The following is a 17905-nucleotide window of genomic DNA, read 5'->3' on the forward strand; positions in this document are numbered from 1 at the left end:
GCGTGAAGCGCCACGCGACACGCCGAGAGCGGTCGGACGCCTGGCGGTGACCTGGGCTTACCGTGTGAACGTGCTGGATCTTGAACCGCGTGGCCCGCTCCCGCCGGAGATCTACTGGCGACGCCGGGGGCTGGCGGCGGGCATTGCGGTTGTGGTGGTCGGGATCGTGGTCGCGACCATCGTCGCCCTGATGAGCGGACACGCGGACGCCAACACCGCGTCCGACAAGCCCGCCTCCGGCCAGTCGGCGCCCCCGAAGTCGCCGATCGTGCAGCAGCCACAGGGCGAGGCACCGGCTGCGCCGTCGGCCGCCCCGAACCAGGCACCGGCCGAAACACCGACCGCGGCGGTGCAGCCACCACCGCCGCTCAAAGAGGGCGACGATTGCCCCGACTCGACGCTGGCCGTCAAGGGTTACACCAACGCGCCGCAGTATGCGACGGGTGACCAGCCGAAATTCACCATGGTCGTCACCAACATCGGACTGGTGGCCTGTAAACGCGATGTGGGAGCGGCTGTGCTGGCCGCGTATGTGTACTCGCTGGACAACAAGCGGTTGTGGTCCAACCTGGACTGCGCACCGTCCAACGAGACGCTGGTGAAGACCTTCGCGCCCGGCGAGCAGGTGACGACGGCGGTGACCTGGACCGGCATGGGGTCGGCGCCACAATGCCCGCTGCCGCGCCAACCGATCGGGGCCGGCACCTACAACCTCGTCGTGCAACTTGGCAACCTGCGCTCGGCCCCGGTGCCGTTCATCCTGGCGGATACGGGTCCGCAGGGTGCGCCGCCGCCGGGGGCCGCGGGACCGGTGCCGCCGGGCGCACCGGGACAGGCACCGATGGGGCCCCCACCGGGGCCGCCGGCCGCCGGGCAGTAGGACTAGCCGACCGGGTCGGCGATCGTCGACTCGGCCAATTGCGACAGTCCCTCGCGCACGTGCCGCGCCCACATCTCGCCGATACCCTCCACCGATTGCAGATCGCTGGCGCTTGCGGCCAGCAGACCTTGCAGCGTGCCGAATTCGCGTACCAGCCGGTCGATGTGGGCGAACTGCAGCCGTGGGATTCCTGCCATCGCCCGGTAGCCCCGCGAACTCATCGCCGAATCTTGCGCCTCGGTTGTCGACGGGTATCCGAAAACCTTTGCCAACGCGGTGAAATCGAGTAGTTCGGTGTCCGACAGGGCATCCAGCTCGTCGAGGGTGGCAATGAGTTCAGCCTTGGAAAGCGGTTCGGGGTTGGCGTGGTAGTCGCGCACGATCAGTTCGCGGGCAATGTCGTTGCCGCCGAGCAACTCCTCGAGCTGCAACTGCAGTTGACGTCCATCGGTGCCCAATTCGACCACGTCGTAGTCGATCACCAGACCGATGCGGCGAACCAGCTCCAGCCGCTGCACGACGGTCATCACGTCGCGCAGCGTGACAAAGTCTTCGATCTCGTTGCGAGTCAGCTGCCGGCTCACCTCGTCGAGCCGTGCCTTGTAGCGCTCCAGGGTGGCAATGGCCTGGTTGGCCCGCGACAGGATGGTGGCCGAGTCGGCCAGCACGTGGCGCTCCCCGGCGAAATACACGGTCACGATGTTCATCGAATGGCTGACCGAGATCACCGGATGGCCGGTCTGGATGGCGGCTCGCTCGGCTGAGCGGTGCCGGGTGCCGGATTCGTCAGTGGGGATCGACGGGTCGGGAACCAACTGCACGTTGGCCCGCAGGATGCGGCTGCCATCGGTGGACAGCACTACCGCCCCGTCCATCTTGCACAGCTCGCGCAGCCTGGTCGGCGCGTACCGCACGTCCAACGAGAAGCCGCCGTCGCAGATGGCCTCGACACTGTCGTCGTAGCCGAGCACGATCAGGGCGCCGGTGCGTCCGCGCAGGATCCGCTCCAGCCCGTCGCGCAACGCAGTTCCGGGCGCCAGCCGGCCGACGACGTCACGCAGGGTGGGTCGCGTCGCCTGGGCCGCGCCGTTGGCTCTCGCCTTGCTCGCAGTCATCACCAGCCATTGTGCTATGCCGGCGGCGGTTCCAGCAGGCGTAATGGAGGTGGCGGCTGATTGGCATGTTCGACGATGTCGAGCATGTGCTGCAGGGCAGCGACGATGGTGGCCGCCGGCAAGACACGCAAACCCGGGGGTGCGCTGGTAGATCCCGGTGGAATCAGTGCGATGGTGAATCCCTGCCGGGCGGCCTCGGCAAGCCGACGTTCCATCCCGGGCACCTGCCGCAGATCACCGGCCAACCCGACCTCACCAATCATCACCGCGGTGGTGGGCAGCGGCAGGGTCACGTATGCCGATGCCAACGCGATCGCCACCGCCAGATCCGACGACGGATCGGTCAACCGCATGCCGCCCACAGTGGACAGGAACGTGTCGTTGGCCGAAAGATCAAGTCGCGCATGCTTTTCCAGCACAGCGAGGATCATCGCCGCTCGTGCGTGGTCGATGCCGCTGACAGCGCGGCGTGGTCGCGCGTCCGACGGTCTGGCCAGCAACGCCTGCACCTCGCCGACCAGCGGTCGCTTACCGTCGAGGGTTACCGTGATCGCGGTGCCCGGAACCGGTCGCGGCCGCTGATCCAAAAACAGCCCGGACGGGTCGGCCACACCTTCGATGCCGCCCTCGTGCAGCAGGAAGCATCCGACCTCGTCGGCGGCACCAAATCTGTTCTTGACCCCGCGCACCATCCGCAATGCGGAGTTGCGGTCGCCTTCGAAATGCAGCACGACGTCGACCAGGTGCTCGAGCGAGCGCGGCCCGGCGATCGCCCCGTCCTTGGTGACGTGGCCGATGAGGATCATCGCCACACCGCTGGTTTTCGCCGCGGCCGTCAACGCGGTGGTCACCGCGCGCACCTGGGTGACGCCACCGGTGACACCGTCGGCATCGGTGCTCGACATGGTCTGCACGGAGTCCACCACCACCAGCGTCGGCCGCACGGCCTCGATGTGCCCCAACACGGCGTGCAGATCGGATTCGGCGGCCAGGAAGACCTCGTCGTGGCTGCAACCGGTGCGGTCGGCGCGCATCCGGATCTGGCCGCCCGACTCCTCGCCGGAGACGTACAAGGCCCGACGCCCCGACTTGGCCCACTGGTGGGCGACCTGCAAGAGCAGCGTCGACTTACCCACCCCGGGATCGCCGGCCAGCAACGTCACCGACCCCGGCACCACGCCGCCGCCGAGCACCCGGTCGAGCTCGGCGACGCCGGTGGCGCAGTGCCGGGCGGTGCGCGGCTCGATGGAGCTGATCGGAACCGCAGCCGCCGCAGGGGCTACCGGGCGGCGGTTGTTGCCGCTGACGGCGGACAGCACCGCCACCTCGGTGACCGTGCCCCAGGTACCGCACTTCAGGCAGCGTCCCACCCATTTAGCGGTGACATGCTGGCATTCCGAGCAGCGGTATTGCGAGCGTGACCTGGCCACGCACTGAACCGTATCCGGCGGATACGACAGATCCGGCCGTGACACGGCCGGCGGCAAGCGCCGTTATGGGTGTTCGACCGGCGGCGGGGCTTCGCTCGTTTGCGGCGCGAGCCCGGCCGAGATCGGCACACTCACGCGGGTGCTGCCGGCCTTCTCGAACTTGAAGGTGAAATCGTAGGTGAGCCCGTTGGTGATCGGCTTGCTCAGCGCCACCGTCGCCTTGGCCGTCTTGGCAGCCTCGACATGCTTGATGGCCTCGGTGTTCTGGCCGCCGCCGGCACCGACGAACAGCATCCCGCCGGGCGGCAATGTGGAGTCGCCGGACAGTGTCACCGTCCCGATATCGGTGGTGATCCCGACGAGCTTGTCGGCGGTGTCCGGTGACTGGTTGACGGCCACCAGCACCAGATCCACCGACTGACCGGGCTTCAAGAAGTCGGTCCTCTGCACCGCTTGGATATGCACATTGCGCAGGGCCACGTCGTCGACCATGGCCTGGGTGCCGTTGACCGAGGGCATCTGCGCGGCCATCTGGGAGAGCTGGCCGGTGCCACATCCAGTGAGGGCGACCGCACCGATCAGACCGCCGGCGGCCAACGCGGCGAGGTGTGTTGAGTGCCGGACTCGGCGGATGGGCCGAGGGATCATGAAGCGGTTCACTCAAGCCTCCTGCTGGGCCTCGGCGCGGCCCTGGATCCAACCATGCCTACGGGTCGACTATGCACAGTAGTAGGTCGCCCGCCGGGGCGGTAGCCGAGGCCGCCTGAGAGCGTGTCAGGGTCGCGCAGTACCATGCTCGAGTGCCCTCGGCTGGGTTCCGATCGGTCTTCAGAAGGTCTTCAGAAGGCCCCTGCTATGCACGAATTCAGCTGTCTGTCAACCCCCTCTCTACCCGCGCGGTGCCCCTGACCTGCACCGTTGATCCGCGCGTGTTCACGCGCCGTGTTAAGATTGAACTAACGAAAGGGGCTCGAACCAGATGATTTTTAAGGTCGGAGACACCGTTGTCTATCCACACCACGGTGCTGCGCTAATCGAGGCGATCGAAACTCGGACCATCAAAGGGGAACAAAAGGAATATCTCGTCTTGAAGGTGGCGCAGGGAGACCTGACAGTTCGAGTGCCCGCCGAAAACGCCGAGTACGTGGGTGTCCGCGATGTTGTGGGTCAGGAAGGCCTGGACAAGGTTTTCCAGGTTTTGCGCGCCCCGCACACCGAGGAGCCGACCAACTGGTCGCGCCGCTACAAGGCGAACCTGGAGAAACTTGCCTCCGGTGACGTCAACAAGGTCGCCGAGGTAGTGCGTGATCTGTGGCGCCGCGACCAGGAGCGCGGTCTGTCCGCGGGTGAGAAGCGCATGCTGGCCAAGGCGCGGCAAATCCTGGTTGGTGAGTTGGCGTTGGCCGAAAGCACCGACGACGCCAAGGCGGAAACCATTCTCGACGAGGTGCTCGCCGCCGCCTCCTGACTGTGACAGGCACGGTCGCGGTGGTCCCGGCCGCGGGGTCGGGCCAGCGGCTGGCCGCCGGTGTTCCCAAAGCGTTCTTTCATCTCGGTGGGCGCACGCTGGTTGAACGCGCCGTCGCCGGTTTGCTGGAATCCGGTGTTGTCGACCGGGTCGTGGTGGCGGTTCCCGCCGACCGCACCGACGAGGCCAAGCTGATCTTGGGTCGGCTCGCGACCGTCGTTGCCGGCGGCGCCAACCGTGCCGAGTCGGTGGCGCGGGGCTTGGCAGCCGCAGGTGAGACGGAATTCGTGCTGGTGCACGACGCGGCGCGGGCGTTGACACCGCCGGGATTGGTGACGCGTGTGGTCGAAAGACTGCGGGCCGGAGATTCCGCTGTGGTGCCCGCTCTGCCGCTTTTAGACACCATCAAAGCCGTCGATGCAAATGGCGTGGTACTGGGCACGCCGGAACGGGCTGGGCTGCGCGCGGTGCAGACCCCACAGGGATTCACGGCCGAGCTGCTGCAGCGTGCGTATCAGCAGGCGGGAGCCGCCGACTTCACCGACGACGCATCGATGGTCGAGCACATCGGCGGCCAAGTCCACATCGTCGAGGGTGATCCGCTGGCGTTCAAGATCACCACCCCGCTCGACGTCCTGCTGGCCCAAGCGATCGTGAACCGGTGAACGCGCGTATCGGTGTGGGCACCGACGTCCACCAGATAGAACCCGGACGCCCCTGTTGGCTGCTGGGCTTGTTGTTCGACGACGCCGATGGCTGCGCCGGACACTCCGACGGTGACGTCGCCGCCCACGCACTATGCGACGCGCTGCTGTCGGCGGCCGGGCTCGGTGACATCGGCGCGGTGTTCGGTGTCGACGACCCGCGGTGGAAAGACGCCAGCGGGGCCGGCATGCTGCGCCACGTCGCCGGCTTGCTCAGCGCCGAAGGGTGGCGGCTCGGCAACGCCGCCGTGCAGGTCATCGGAAACCGGCCGAAGGTCGGCCCCCGCCGCGAGGAGGCGCAGCAGTTGCTGTCCGACTTGTTGGGTGCGCCGGTTTCGGTGTCGGCGACCACCACCGACGGCTTGGGCCTGACCGGACGCGGCGAAGGGCGGGCCGCCATCGCCACCGCGCTGGTGATCCCTAAATAGCGCTCGTTGGTCAGAGACCTAACAGGCCGAGAAGAGCCGACACCACAGTGCCGCCGATGTCGCCGGGATCGAGCGCAGAAGTCACGTCGAAGGCGGACGCCAACTGAGCTGCCAGGTCAGATGCCAGATCAACGTCTGGAGCCAATCCGAGCATCGAACCGAGGTCGAAGTCGCCAATCGATCCGACCAGCGAACTCAGATCGAGTTCGATCGGCTCAAGCAGCGAACTGAGGTCGAGGTTGGTCGGATCGAGCAGCCCACTGAGGTCGAGGTTAGTCGGATCGAGCAGCCCACTGAGGTCGAGGCTTGTCGGCTCGGCCAGCGCACTGAGGTCGAGGTCAGGAGTCGATGTGAGCGCCGAGGTCAGATCAGGGGTCAAAGCGGCGGCTGCTGCGTTGGCTGCGTCGCCGGCGCCTTCGTCGTCGACGGGGGGTTCAACCGGCGGAAGTGCCGCACCAAGAGATCCCAATATGAACGGCAAGCCCATGATCGGCAGATACATCGCCATCATCGGCGCCATCATCGCCATGGACATGCCCATTGAGGTCAGCGAACTGGCCCCGGCGGGACCGGCTATGCCGGCTGACGCCGCAGCCGCCGGAGCGGCCGAGGTGGCCTGTTCGGCCTGCTGTTGCGCGACGGCCTCAGCTTGTTGCTGTGCGGCCATCTCAGCCTGTCGTTGCTGTTGTTCTTGCGCGGCGGCTTGAGCCTGTTGTTGTGCGGCGATGACCTGCTGCTGTGCGACCGCGTCAGCCTGTCGTTGCGCGGCGACTTCAGCGGTTTTCGAAACTGGATCCGGCGGAGGCACTGGCCCCTCAGCGCTCGCCGTTGCCGCGTTCGCTATTGCTGCAGCTAGGAGTACCCCCGAGGCTGCCACTAGCTGCTTACTCACCTCAGGGATATTACACGCAGCCGCAAAACATCGAACAGAATCGGTGAAGTTGATTGCAAGGAGATTGCAAATACCTAGCGCCGCCACCTGGCGGGCGCCGGACAGCTAACAACACGCGTTCGAAGAAGCGCGGCGGGGGACCCATGCGCAGCTGGCGGTGATGCCGTTCGAGACCCGCTCGGACCCCCGGTAAGCTGGCACGTCGTGACCGATCGCGCCCCGTTGCGGCTTCATGACACGGCGACCGGTGCCGTGCGTGAGTTCGTTCCGTTACGGGCCGGCAAGGTTTCGATCTACCTCTGCGGCGCCACCGTCCAGGGCTTGCCGCACATCGGTCATGTCCGCAGCGGTGTGGCATTCGACATCCTGCGCCGCTGGCTCATGGCGCGTGGCTGGGATGTCGCGTTCATCCGCAACGTCACCGACATCGACGACAAGATCCTCAACAAGGCTGCTGCGGCCGGTCGCCCGTGGTGGGAATGGGCAGCCACCTACGAGCGGGAGTTTACGGCCGCCTACGACGCGCTGGGGGTGCTTCCGCCTTCGGCGGAACCCCGCGCCACCGGGCACATCACCCAGATGGTCGAGCTGATCGAGCGGCTGATCGCGTCCGGGCACGCCTATACCGGCTGTGGCGACGTCTACTTCGATGTGTTGAGCTACCCCGACTACGGCGAGCTGTCCGGCCACCGCATCGATGACGTCCATCAGGGCGAGGGGGTGGCGCCCGGCAAGCGCGATCAGCGCGACTTCACGTTGTGGAAGGGCGCCAAGCCGGGCGAACCGTCGTGGCCGACTCCCTGGGGTAGGGGACGTCCCGGCTGGCACACTGAATGCGTCGCGATGTCGCGCGAGTACCTCGGTGCCGAGTTCGATATCCACTGCGGCGGAATGGATTTGGTGTTCCCGCATCATGAGAATGAGATCGCTCAGAGCCGCGCGGCCGGCGACGGATTCGCCCGTTACTGGCTGCACAACGGCTGGGTCACCATGGGCGGGGAAAAGATGAGCAAGTCGCTGGGTAATGTGCTCACGATTCCGGCTGTGCTGCAACGGGTTCGGCCCGCGGAGCTGCGCTACTACCTCGGCAGTGCTCACTACCGGTCGATGCTGGAGTTCTCCGAGACCGCGCTGCAGGACGCGGTCAAAGCCTACGTCGGGATCGAGGACTTTCTGCACCGGGTGCGCAACCGGGTCGGGGCAGTGGTGCCCGGGCAGTGGACCCCGCGGTTCGCCGAAGCGCTCGACGACGATCTGGCTGTGCCGATCGCACTGGCGGAAGTGCACCATACCCGGGCCGAAGGCAACCGGGCGCTCGACGCCGGCGATCACGACGCCGCCCTGGCTCATGCCGGCGCGATCCGCGCGATGATGGGCATCCTGGGCTGCGACCCGCTCGACGAGCGCTGGGAATCGCGCGATGAGACGTCGGCCGCGATGGCTGCCCTCAACGTGCTGGTGCGTTCTGAGTTGGAACGACGCGAGAAGGCCCGCGAACAGCGCAACTGGGCGTTGGCCGACGAGATCCGCGACCGCCTCAAAGACGCCGGCATCGAAGTCACCGACACCGCCGACGGGCCGCAGTGGTCGCTGGAGACCGGCACCAATGGCCGGTAACTCGCGACGGCGCGGGGCGGTGCGCAAACCCGGCACCAAGAAGGGCCCGACGGTCGGATCCGGCGGAGTACGTCGACGGGGTCTGGAGGGCCGCGGGGCGACGCCGCCCGCGCACATGCGACCGCACCACCCGGCCGCCAAACGCGCCAAGGCCCAAGCGCGCCGATCGGCGACTCGGCGCACTCGCGACGAGACAGAGACCGTGCTGGGCCGCAACCCGGTGTTGGAGTGCCTGCGGGCCGGCGTGCCGGCGACCGCGCTCTACGTTGCGCTCGGCGCCCAGGCCGACGAACGGCTCACCGAATCTGTGACGCGCGCGGCCGATTCCGGCATCGCGATCTTGGAGGTGCCGCGCAGCGATTTGGACCGGATGACCACCAATGGCTTGCATCAGGGCATCGCATTGCAGGTGCCGGCTTATGACTACGCCCATCCCGACGACCTGTTGCAGGCCGCCATGGACTCTCCGCCGGCGTTGTTGGTCGCGCTGGACAACATCTCCGATCCACGCAACCTGGGCGCGATCGTGCGCTCGGTGTCGGCATTCGCCGGTCATGGGGTGCTGATCCCGCAGCGGCGCTCGGCATCGGTGACCGCGGTAGCCTGGCGGACCAGCGCCGGCGCAGCGGCGCGCGTTCCGATCGCGCGGGCCACGAATCTGACTCGCACACTCAAAGAGTGGGCGGCTGCGGGCTTGCAGCTGATCGGGCTGGATACCGAAGGCCCGACCCCGCTCGACGACATGGACGCTACTGGCCCGGTCGTCGTGGTCGTCGGATCGGAGGGCAAGGGACTGTCGCGGCTCGTGCGGGAAAACTGCGACGCCGTGGTGTCCATACCCATGGCCGGGCCCGCCGAGTCGCTGAATGCGTCGGTGGCCGCCGGAGTTGTGCTAGCTGAAATAGCACGCCAGCGCAGGCGTTAACTGCCGGGCATGAGGCTGCGTCGGCGGGTCCTGGTACTGGCGGTCGTAGTTGTCCTCGGGGCGCACCCGACCGCGACCGCCCAATCATCCGACTTCGATGTGGTTGCCCACCAAGGCGGTGCCAGCGCACTCGAAATCGGAGTCAGCACCTTGGAATTCGATATCGGTATCACCAAGGACCATCAACCGGTGGTATGGCACGACCAGGATATCCATCCGCTGAAGTGCACCGACCGTGGCCCCGTATCGGCGGCGGACCCTGAATACCCTTACGTCGGAAAGCTCGTGCACGAGCTCACGCTGGCGCAGGTTCGCACGCTTGACTGCGGTGGCCCGATCGCAACCCTGCCGGAGATCTTTGCGCTCAGCGACTCTTACCACGCTGAGGTTCGCTACGATATCGAAACCAAGGTGGACCCCGAGGAGCCTTCTGCCACAGCAGCTCCCGATGAATTTGTCGACGTGATCGTCGCGGCGGCCAGTGCTGCGGGGAAAATCGACCGGATCGAAATACAAAGCTTCGACTGGCGAACGCTGGTGATTACCCGCCAGCTGCACCCGTCGATTCCGGTGGTGACCCTGTGGAACCAGACCACGTGGCGCCCCAGATCGCCTTGGCTGGCCGGCATCGACCCGGCCGTCGTCGGCGATCCCGTCATCGCCGCGAGGATGATCGGGGCGAGCATCATCTCGCCGGTTTATTCGCTCGTCGACGCGGCGCTGGTCGAGCGCGCACATGCGTTGGGCCTCAAAGTACTTCCGTGGACGGTGAACGAAGCCGACGACATGCACGCACTGATCGCCGCCGGAGTCGACGGCATTATCACCGACTATCCCGCGGTCCTGCGCACGGTAATGGCCAAACTCGGCATGCCGGCCCCGGCCCCGGCTCATCGCTAGCTGCCGCGCACCAACGTTGTTCAGATCCAGGGGTCTTCGCGTCGCCACACGGTGGGCATATCCAGCGCGACGCCGTCCTGCGCGGCGAGCTCGTCCAGGATGCGCATTGAGGCGTCCAAGTCGTCGACCGTATAGGGCAACGCCCGCAACGGCTTTGACAGTGGACGGAAGAAATCATCCCAGTGGATCAACACCACGCGGCGTGCGCCGACCGCGCGGACCGTCGCGGTCCAGTAGTCGACAAGGTAGGACTCCGGCTGTAGGCCCAGCTGGCCCACCCCGAAGTACACCACATCGGCGCGCTGTCCGGCCAGTGCGCCGTTGACGAATCCGGCGCTGCCCTGGATCAACAGCCGACGATCCGATGGTCGGTGGTGTACGAGCGTCGACCATGCCTCGCCGCACCGGTAGGCCGACACCCGCACCGGCGGAACAACTGGTCGATCGATCACCCCGGGATACCGGTCGGGTGGGCAATGGTGCGACTCGATCAACGTTATTTCGAAATTGCCCAACCGGATTGGCTCACCAGGAGTTGCGACGACCAAGCGGTCTTCGGCCAATCCGTAGCCCCGTCCGACGTTGGCCGCCGACTCGCCACCCACCAGCTGGGCGCCGGTGCGCTCGGCGACCAGCGGGGAATCCATCGCGTGGTCGACATGGGTGTGTACCGGGATGACCGCGTCGAGTCGGGTTACCTTGGCGCGGCTCAGGCACCCGTCGACCCGGGCGGTCGATGGTGAGACCTTCCGCGACGCCAGCTGCGTCAGGCTGGGCCTGGAGAAGTAGCCGTCGGTCATGATCGCCGACGATCCGTCATCCAGCAGCAGCGTCGAAACTCCGAGCCACGTCACCGCCAGCGGCGCATCGGCTTTGGCGGCGGGCACGGTGAACCTGTGGGAATAGCGGGCGATGTCGGGGCGCCCCGGCCGCAGCCGCATCAGCTGAACTCACCCAGGTCGGCGTCGAGGTCGACAGAAGTCACGTTTTGACAGTAGGCGCTGTAGCGTCACAGAGCATGTCCGGGAGTCCCACGCCGCGGCGACGGGCCACGCTGGCATCGCTGGCCGCCGAGCTCAAGGTCTCGCGGACCACGATCTCCAATGCCTACAACCGGCCCGATCAGCTCTCGCCCGAGCTGCGAGAGCGGGTGCTGGCCGCGGCGAAACGGCTGGGATATCCGGGGCCGGACCCGGTGGCGCGGTCACTGCGCACCCGCAAAGCGGGTGCGGTGGGACTGTTGATCACCGAGCCGTTGACCTATTCGTTTCGCGACCCGGCAGCGCTGGATTTCGTTGCAGGACTTGCCCAGTCATGTGAGGAGCTGGGACAGGGACTGATGCTGGTGGCGGTCGGACCGAGCCGCACCGTCGCTGAGGGCAGCGCGTCGGTGCTGGCCGCGGGTGTCGACGGCTTCGTGGTGTATTCGCTGTCCGAGGACGATCCCTACCTGGAGGTCGCGCTGCGACGGCGGCTGCCGGTGGTGGTGGTCGATCAGCCCAAGGATGTGGCTGGCGCGTCCCGGGTGGGCATCGACGACCGGGCGGCGATGTGCGAGCTCACCGAGCACGTGCTCGCCTTGGGCCATCGCGAGATCGGCCTGCTGACCATGCGGCTGCGGCCGGACGGGCGCAACGGCCCGGTCGATGCGCAACGGCTACGGTCAGCGACGTTTCAGGTGCAAAGCGACCGTGTCAACGGTGTCCGCGACGCGATGGCCGCAGCCGGGATCGCACCCGAGTCACTGACCGTGGTGGAAAGCTACGAGCACACTGCGGCGTCGGGCGGTATTGCGGCCAGAGTCGCCCTGGAGGCCAACCCGCGGATCACCGCGCTGATGTGTACCGCCGACGTGCTGGCGCTGTCGGCGATGGACTACCTGCGCGGCCGGGGCATCTTCGTGCCCGGTCAGATCAGCGTCACCGGCTTCGACGGCATACCCGAAGCGATCAGCCGGGGCCTGACCACAGTGGCGCAGCCGAGTCTGCGCAAAGGCCGGCGTGCCGGCGAACTTCTGAACTCCGCCAGGATCGGCTCGCCGGTCGTCGAGATGCTGGACACCGAGTTGATCCGCGGACGTACCGCCGGGCCTCCGGGCTGAATCTTTGCGGGTGACCCGCTGCGCCCGGCTACGCCGCGCTTGCGATCACCCTTGACTCTTTGAGGGTGACCCGCTGCGCCCGGCTACGCCGCGCTTGCGATCACCCTTGACTCTTTGAGGGTGACCCGCTGCGCCCGGCTACGCCGCGCTTGCGATCACCCTTAGGTCTTTGGCTGGTCCTGGTCTCCGATCAGCAGCCGCACCGCCAGATCCAGCCGCTTGGTGACGTCGGTGGCCGATGCGCGCCGGGTGAGCCACGCCAGCAGGTTGGACAGCCACACATCCGAGATCACCCGGGCAATGTGGTACTGATCCTCGGTCGGTTCGCCGTCGGCCATGGCCCGGGCGAACATCGAGTCGATGAGCTTTTCGACGTGGTCGACCTCGCCCGCGGCCGACGCGTCGGCGAACACGTAGGCCCGGGTCATGGCCTCGGTCAGCAACGGGTTGCGCTGCATCGCGCGGTTGAGCTTGCTGACCATGAAGCTCAGCCGCTGATACGGCGTCCCTCCGGTCAGCGTCGACCGGTCGGTCTTGGCGTCGATGCGTTCGAATTCTCGGCCCAGTGCCGAAACCAGCAGGTGCACCTTGGACGGAAAGTAGCGGTACAGCGTGCCGACGGCGACGTCGGCCCGGTCGGCCACCGCGCGCATCTGAACTGCCTCGTAGCCGCCTTTGGAGGCTATCGCCATCGTCGCGTCCAGGATCCGTTTGCGACGCTCGCGCTGGGCGTCGGATCCGAGCTCGGACTCCGCTAGGACGGCCACGTTCATGACCTCGCGGGGCTGCGCATCAGAAGCGCGGCCCGGTTTGGACGCCGCTGGCTCCGAAACGGGGCGAGACATGTGACGGGCAGCTCCTTCCTCTTGCGTTCCCGCTCAAAACGATACGCATGTTCGAGCGCGAACCTCTCACATCCGTGCCACCCTGGCAGCGGCATGTCCTGCTGCGATGGCGTTCGACTTGACGGTCGATCGCTGGCACTATTAGAACACGTTCTAGTCAACCGAGGAGCCTTAACCGTGCCAGTCACTATCACCGACGAACAGTTCGCGGCGCGTGAGCTGGTACGCGATTGGGCCGCCGGGGCAGGTACAACGGCGGCGGTCCGCGACATCGAGCAGGGCAAACCGCAGGCCTGGCGACCGGTTTTCGCCGGTCTGGCCAGTCTCGGCCTGTTCGGTGTGGCGGTTCCCGACGACCGTGGCGGAGCCGGCGGCAGCATCGAGGACCTGTGCGCCATGGTCGACGAGGCGGCCAAGGCGCTGGTCCCCGGACCGGTGGCGACGACGGCGCTGGCCACGCTGGTAGTCGAGGATCCCGAACCGCTGGGCGCGCTGATGTCCGGCGAGCGGGTGGCCGGGCTGGCGCTCACCGGCGACGTGTCCCTCGACGCCGCGGCGCAACGCGCGTCGGGCAGTTTGCCGTGGGTGCTCGGCGCCGACGCCGATGGCCTGCTGCTGGTGCCGACCGACGGCAGATGGTTGCTGGTCGAGGCCGGCGCCGACGGCGTCACGGTCGAGCCACTGCAGGCCACCGACTTCTCCCGGCCGCTGGCCCGAGTGGTCCTGGACTCCGCCCCGGTCACGGCGCTAGATGCGCCGCAACTGGAAGATCTCGCCGCGACCGTGCTGTCCGCCGAGGCGGCGGGAATCGCCCGGTGGGCGCTGGACACCGCGGTGGCCTACGCCAAGGTGCGCGAGCAGTTCGGCAAGCCGATCGGCAGCTTCCAGGCGATCAAGCACATCTGTGCGGAGATGCTGTGCCGGGCCGAGCAGGCTGCGGTCGCCGCCGCCGACGCCGCCCACGCCACCGCCGATTCGGAGCGCAGCCAACTGTCCATCGCCGCCGCCATCGCGGCCGGCGTCGGGATCGAGGCGGCCAAGGCCAACGTCAAAGACTGCATCCAAGTGCTCGGCGGCATCGGCATCACCTGGGAACACGACGCGCATCTGTACCTGCGCCGCGCCTACGGCATCGGGCAATTCCTCGGCGGCTCACCGCGCTGGCTGCGCCGCGCGGCCGCGCTGACCCAGACCGGTGTCAGGCGCAAGCTGTCCATCGACCTCAGCGACGTCGCCGACCTGCGGCCCCAGATCGCCGAGGCGGTCGCGAAGGTCGCGGCGCTGCCCGCCGATCAACGTCAAGCGGCGCTGGCCGAAGCGGGGCTGTTGGCCCCGCACTGGCCGCCGCCATACGGCCGCGGCGCCGGTCCTGCCGAACAGTTGCTGATCGACCAGGAGATGTCGGCGGCGGGTGTGTCCCGGCCGGATTTGGTGATCGGTTGGTGGGCGGCGCCGACCATTCTCGAACACGGCACGCCCGAACAGATCGAGCGCTTCGTGCCCGCTACCCTGCGCGGGGAAATCTTCTGGTGTCAGCTGTTTTCCGAGCCGGGTGCGGGCTCCGATCTGGCGGCGCTGCGCACCAAGGCGGAGCGGGTGGACGGCGGCTGGAAGCTCACCGGACAAAAGGTCTGGACGTCGTCGGCGCACAAAGCGCAATGGGGAGTATGTCTGGCCAGGACTGACCCGGAAGCGCCCAAACACAAAGGGATTACCTACTTCCTGGTCGACATGAGTTCGGCCGGCATCGACATCCGGCCGCTGCGGGAGATCACCGGCGCCTCGCTGTTCAACGAGGTCTTTCTCGACGGTGTGTTCGTGCCGGACGAGATGGTCGTCGGCAACGTGAACGACGGCTGGCGGCTGGCCCGCACCACCCTGGCCAACGAACGGGTGGCGATGGCCGCCGGGACTGCGCTGGGCAATCCGATGGAGGAGCTGCTCGCAACGGTTTCAGAGATGAATCTCGATGTCGCCCAACAGGATCGGTTGGCGCGGTTGATCATCACCGCGCAGGTCGGCTCGCTGCTCGACCAGCGGATCGCCCAGCTCGCCGTCGGCGGACAGGACCCGGGCGCGCAATCCAGTGTGCGCAAGCTCATCGGGGTGCGATACCGCCAGGCGCTGGCGGAATTCCGCATGGAGCTCTCCGAGGGCGCGGGCATCGCCGACAACCGCACCGTCCACGACTTCCTCAACACCCGTTGCCTGACAATCGCCGGCGGCACCGAGCAGATCCTGCTCACCTTGGCCGCGGAGCGGTTGCTGGGCCTCCCGCGCTGACGGACGCACCGCGAGATTGCAGTCAGGGTCGTGGTTTTCGCTGAATCACGACCCTCAGCGCAATTTGGCGGCGCAGACGGTTGCGGGAGCCAATAGACTGCATTGGCAGTAGATGAAGCGCGTTGTCGTGCTCGGCCGTGGAGGGGCGGGCAAATCGATTCTTGCGGCAAAGCTCGGCTCGATCACGGGTTTGCCGGTGGTAGAACTCGACAAATATTTCTGGGCGCCCGATCTCACTCCGATGGGCCCTGATCAGTGGACGGCGCTTCAGCAGAAACTCGTCCACGACGACCGGTGGATTCTTGACGGCGATCTCGGCGAGTATGACGTGCTCACAGAGCGTTTGAGGGCCGCCGACACCGTTATCGTGCTCGACTTCTCCTTGTGGCGCTGCGTATGGCAAGCCGCGCGCCGGTCACGACAAAAGCTTGAGTTCTGGCGTTGGGTGATTTGCTATCGCCGCCGCAGCCTTCCCCGGATTACGGCCGCGATAGCTGCCGACGCCTCCTATGCCGACGTTCATGTGCTGCGGAACCCCCGCGAGTCACGCCAATTTTTGGCTCACGTCGAGCGCAGCTCGCGCATGTAGGGATGTCGTTGCCGCTCAGGAGAACCCGGTCTGTGCACAGGTGCTGGGCGAGGTGAGGTTGACCCCGGCATAGACCACCTGAATGTGCGTACACATGATGACGTTCACGTTGGTCTCCGGCTGGCCGGTGTGCCAGTCGGTGGCGTCGATCCGGCCGCTGCTCTGATACTTCTCGGGCGGCCCTTCACCCATGTAGATGTCGGTCATCACGTCGGTCCCACCCTGTTTCTGGATCCGCTCGTATTGACCGTCGGCATGGACGTCGAGGTACGTCGTCCGGCTCATGGTGCGAAATTCCGTGCTTTGCCTGGCCCAAAGGTCGGGCGGAAAGCCCGATATCCCGTCGGGCCTTCGCAATGCGGCCCCGACGGTGAAGTCGCAGCTGCCCGTCGCGCGGTGACAATCGAGGACGGCGCGGGTCTCCAGTTGGGTCGCCTCGTCGATCGGCATCAAGGTGGTGGCGGTGTTGCTCGCCGCCGAGGACGGGGGCGCCAGCGCCAACGCCAATCCGACGCCTGCCACTGAAATCGCCAGCTGCTTGGTCATCAGCAGAACTTAACCCTCGGCCCTACTCGTCGTAAGTGACTTCGACCGAATCGGTTTCCGGGCGAGATTGGCAGGCCAGGATCAGCCCCTCGTCGAGGTCTTGCTGCTCCAGCACGTCGTTGACCTCCATGTTCACTTTGCCCTTGCGCAGGCTGCAGGCACACGCGCCGCAGTGCCCCTCCCGGCAGGAGAACGGCGCGTCCAGACCGGCGTCCAACAGCACGTCGAGCAGCTTGGCGCCGCGCGGCCACGACACCGTGTGCGTCTCGCCGTCCAGCTGCACCACCGCGGTCGCCGGTGGCTCGTCTCCGGTGTCCTCGATCGTCACCGCCGCGAACGGATCGGACTCCAGCGACTTGAAGACCTCGAGATGCACTTGGGCGGCAGGGACTTCCAGCGAGTCCAGGGCTTCCCGCGCGGCTTGCATGAACGGCCCGGGCCCGCAGATGAAGGCTTGGCGCTTGGTATAGGCGGCGGCCAGCTGCGCCAGCGCGGTGGCGCTCGGCAATCCCTGCAGCGACTCCAGCCAGTGCACAACGGTCAGCCGGTCGGGGTACTTGGCGACCAGCTCGCGCAGCGCGTCACCGAAGATCACCGAACGCTCGTCACGGTTGGCGTAGATCAGCGCCACCTGACCGCTGCCCTCCGACAGCGCCGACTTGCAAATCGACATGATCGGGGTGATCCCGCTGCCCGCGGCGAGCAGCAGGAAATCGTCGTCGAGCGTCTTGGGCACGAAATTGCCCGACGGTGCCAGCACATGAATCCGCATCCCGGGGTGGGCGTGGTCGCACAGCCAGTTCGACGCGTAGCCGTCTTTGTCGCGCTTGACGGTGACGGTGAGCGCGTCGTCGGTGAACGGTGAGCTGCACAGCGAATAGCAGCGGGCCACCGACCCGGTGCGTTCGCTGGGCACGCGCAGCGTCAGGAACTGGCCCGGGGCGTACCGCAGCCGGTCGGCCGGAATGTCGGCCCCGTCGGGCACGGTGAACACCAGCGACCGCGCGTCGTCGGTCTCGGCGAGGACCTCGGCGATCTGCAGTTCCAGGACGTGGCTGCCAAGCGGTTCGTCGGGCACGATGTCCGTCACCGCCGGCGCCTTTCCCTCGGTCATAACTAGAACAGGTTACAGAAACCGCGTTAGGTATCGCTACCAGCCGCAGGAATACCCTGCTCGACACA

At 66.9% G+C, this 17905-nt stretch carries 18 protein-coding genes; 10 read left to right on the forward strand and 8 right to left on the reverse strand.

All coding sequences use genetic code 11. The features are described from left to right. Positions 1 to 70 precede the first annotated feature (70 nt). A complete protein-coding gene (locus MSP7336_RS07695) occupies positions 71 to 880 on the forward strand; it encodes a hypothetical protein (protein ID WP_113964827.1) in 810 nt (269 codons plus the stop codon). A 2-nt stretch (positions 881 to 882) separates the two neighbouring features. Here MSP7336_RS07695 and disA read toward each other — a convergent pair whose 3' ends face one another. From disA to MSP7336_RS07710, 3 genes are all read right to left on the reverse strand, one after another. After that, a complete protein-coding gene (gene disA, locus MSP7336_RS07700) occupies positions 883 to 1995 on the reverse strand; it encodes a DNA integrity scanning diadenylate cyclase DisA (protein ID WP_069394756.1) in 1113 nt (370 codons plus the stop codon). A gap of 14 nt (positions 1996 to 2009) precedes the next feature. Beyond that, the gene (gene radA, locus MSP7336_RS07705; RefSeq protein ID WP_113964828.1) at positions 2010 to 3425 is read right to left on the reverse strand and encodes a DNA repair protein RadA; all 1416 of its coding nucleotides are present in this window, start codon (positions 3423 to 3425) and stop codon (positions 2010 to 2012) included. A gap of 63 nt (positions 3426 to 3488) precedes the next feature. Continuing rightward, a complete protein-coding gene (locus tag MSP7336_RS07710) occupies positions 3489 to 4085 on the reverse strand; it encodes a copper chaperone PCu(A)C domain-containing protein (protein WP_425325736.1) in 597 nt (198 codons plus the stop codon). Positions 4086 to 4404: 319 nt separating this feature from the next. Here MSP7336_RS07710 and carD point away from each other — a divergent pair, with 319 nt between their 5' ends. The 3 genes from carD to ispF are packed head-to-tail and all read left to right on the forward strand — an operon-like array spanning position 4405 to position 6025. Beyond that, positions 4405 to 4893: an RNA polymerase-binding transcription factor CarD gene (gene carD, locus MSP7336_RS07715; protein ID WP_045382876.1), complete on the forward strand. Its 489-nt coding sequence runs from the start codon at positions 4405 to 4407 to the stop codon at positions 4891 to 4893. Further along, entirely contained in the window at positions 4890 to 5558 is a 669-nt protein-coding gene (gene ispD, locus MSP7336_RS07720) for a 2-C-methyl-D-erythritol 4-phosphate cytidylyltransferase (protein ID WP_069394757.1), read from the forward strand. Before carD ends, ispD begins: the two co-directional genes overlap by 4 nt. Then, positions 5555 to 6025: a 2-C-methyl-D-erythritol 2,4-cyclodiphosphate synthase gene (ispF, locus tag MSP7336_RS07725; RefSeq protein WP_069394758.1), complete on the forward strand. Its 471-nt coding sequence runs from the start codon at positions 5555 to 5557 to the stop codon at positions 6023 to 6025. Before ispD ends, ispF begins: the two co-directional genes overlap by 4 nt. A 10-nt stretch (positions 6026 to 6035) precedes the next feature. On the opposite strand, the gene MSP7336_RS07730 is transcribed toward ispF, so the two are convergent. Then, positions 6036 to 6917 (reverse strand): hypothetical protein, encoded by an 882-nt coding sequence (locus MSP7336_RS07730; protein ID WP_142706764.1) that lies wholly within the window; start codon positions 6915 to 6917, stop codon positions 6036 to 6038. A 204-nt stretch (positions 6918 to 7121) separates the two neighbouring features. Here MSP7336_RS07730 and cysS point away from each other — a divergent pair, with 204 nt between their 5' ends. Genes cysS through MSP7336_RS07745 form a run of 3 tightly spaced genes read left to right on the forward strand, consistent with a single transcriptional unit; the run spans position 7122 to position 10359 of the window. Beyond that, on the forward strand, positions 7122 to 8534 hold the full coding sequence (gene cysS / locus MSP7336_RS07735) for a cysteine--tRNA ligase (RefSeq protein ID WP_113963428.1): 1413 nt from the start codon (positions 7122 to 7124) through the stop codon (positions 8532 to 8534). After that, positions 8524 to 9459, forward strand: coding sequence for a 23S rRNA (guanosine(2251)-2'-O)-methyltransferase RlmB (gene rlmB / locus MSP7336_RS07740; RefSeq protein ID WP_113963429.1), 936 nt, complete (start codon positions 8524 to 8526; stop codon positions 9457 to 9459). Before cysS ends, rlmB begins: the two co-directional genes overlap by 11 nt. 15 nt (positions 9460 to 9474) lie before the next feature. After that, on the forward strand, positions 9475 to 10359 hold the full coding sequence (locus MSP7336_RS07745) for a glycerophosphodiester phosphodiesterase family protein (protein ID WP_181786950.1): 885 nt from the start codon (positions 9475 to 9477) through the stop codon (positions 10357 to 10359). Positions 10360 to 10379: 20 nt separating this feature from the next. Here MSP7336_RS07745 and MSP7336_RS07750 read toward each other — a convergent pair whose 3' ends face one another. Then, a complete protein-coding gene (locus MSP7336_RS07750; protein WP_113963431.1) occupies positions 10380 to 11300 on the reverse strand; it encodes an MBL fold metallo-hydrolase in 921 nt (306 codons plus the stop codon). A 77-nt stretch (positions 11301 to 11377) separates the two neighbouring features. Between MSP7336_RS07750 and MSP7336_RS07755 the strand changes: the two genes are divergently transcribed. Then, positions 11378 to 12460 (forward strand): Rv3575c family transcriptional regulator, encoded by a 1083-nt coding sequence (locus MSP7336_RS07755; protein ID WP_113963432.1) that lies wholly within the window; start codon positions 11378 to 11380, stop codon positions 12458 to 12460. Between the two features lie 161 nt (positions 12461 to 12621). Here the strand turns inward: MSP7336_RS07755 and kstR are convergent, their stop codons facing one another. Further along, positions 12622 to 13227 (reverse strand): cholesterol catabolism transcriptional regulator KstR, encoded by a 606-nt coding sequence (gene kstR / locus MSP7336_RS07760; RefSeq protein WP_181786643.1) that lies wholly within the window; start codon positions 13225 to 13227, stop codon positions 12622 to 12624. Between the two features lie 255 nt (positions 13228 to 13482). Between kstR and MSP7336_RS07765 the strand changes: the two genes are divergently transcribed. Both MSP7336_RS07765 and MSP7336_RS07770 read left to right on the forward strand, forming a co-directional pair. Further along, a complete protein-coding gene (locus tag MSP7336_RS07765) occupies positions 13483 to 15588 on the forward strand; it encodes an acyl-CoA dehydrogenase family protein (RefSeq protein WP_113963434.1) in 2106 nt (701 codons plus the stop codon). Positions 15589 to 15700: 112 nt separating this feature from the next. Next, entirely contained in the window at positions 15701 to 16177 is a 477-nt protein-coding gene (locus MSP7336_RS07770) for a P-loop NTPase family protein (protein WP_069394767.1), read from the forward strand. A 15-nt stretch (positions 16178 to 16192) separates the two neighbouring features. Here MSP7336_RS07770 and MSP7336_RS07775 read toward each other — a convergent pair whose 3' ends face one another. Then, positions 16193 to 16723, reverse strand: a complete 531-nt coding sequence (locus tag MSP7336_RS07775) for a hypothetical protein (RefSeq protein ID WP_069394768.1) — start codon at positions 16721 to 16723, stop codon at positions 16193 to 16195. 22 nt (positions 16724 to 16745) lie between these two features. Further along, positions 16746 to 17837 carry a ferredoxin--NADP reductase gene (locus MSP7336_RS07780; RefSeq protein ID WP_069394769.1) on the reverse strand — a complete coding sequence of 364 codons (1092 nt, stop codon included), beginning with the start codon at positions 17835 to 17837 and terminating at the stop codon, positions 16746 to 16748. Positions 17838 to 17905 lie beyond the last annotated feature (68 nt).

Origin of the sequence: Mycobacterium shimoidei (assembly GCF_900417275.1) — a bacterium.
Taxonomy (GTDB): Bacteria; Actinomycetota; Actinomycetes; order Mycobacteriales; family Mycobacteriaceae; genus Mycobacterium; species Mycobacterium shimoidei.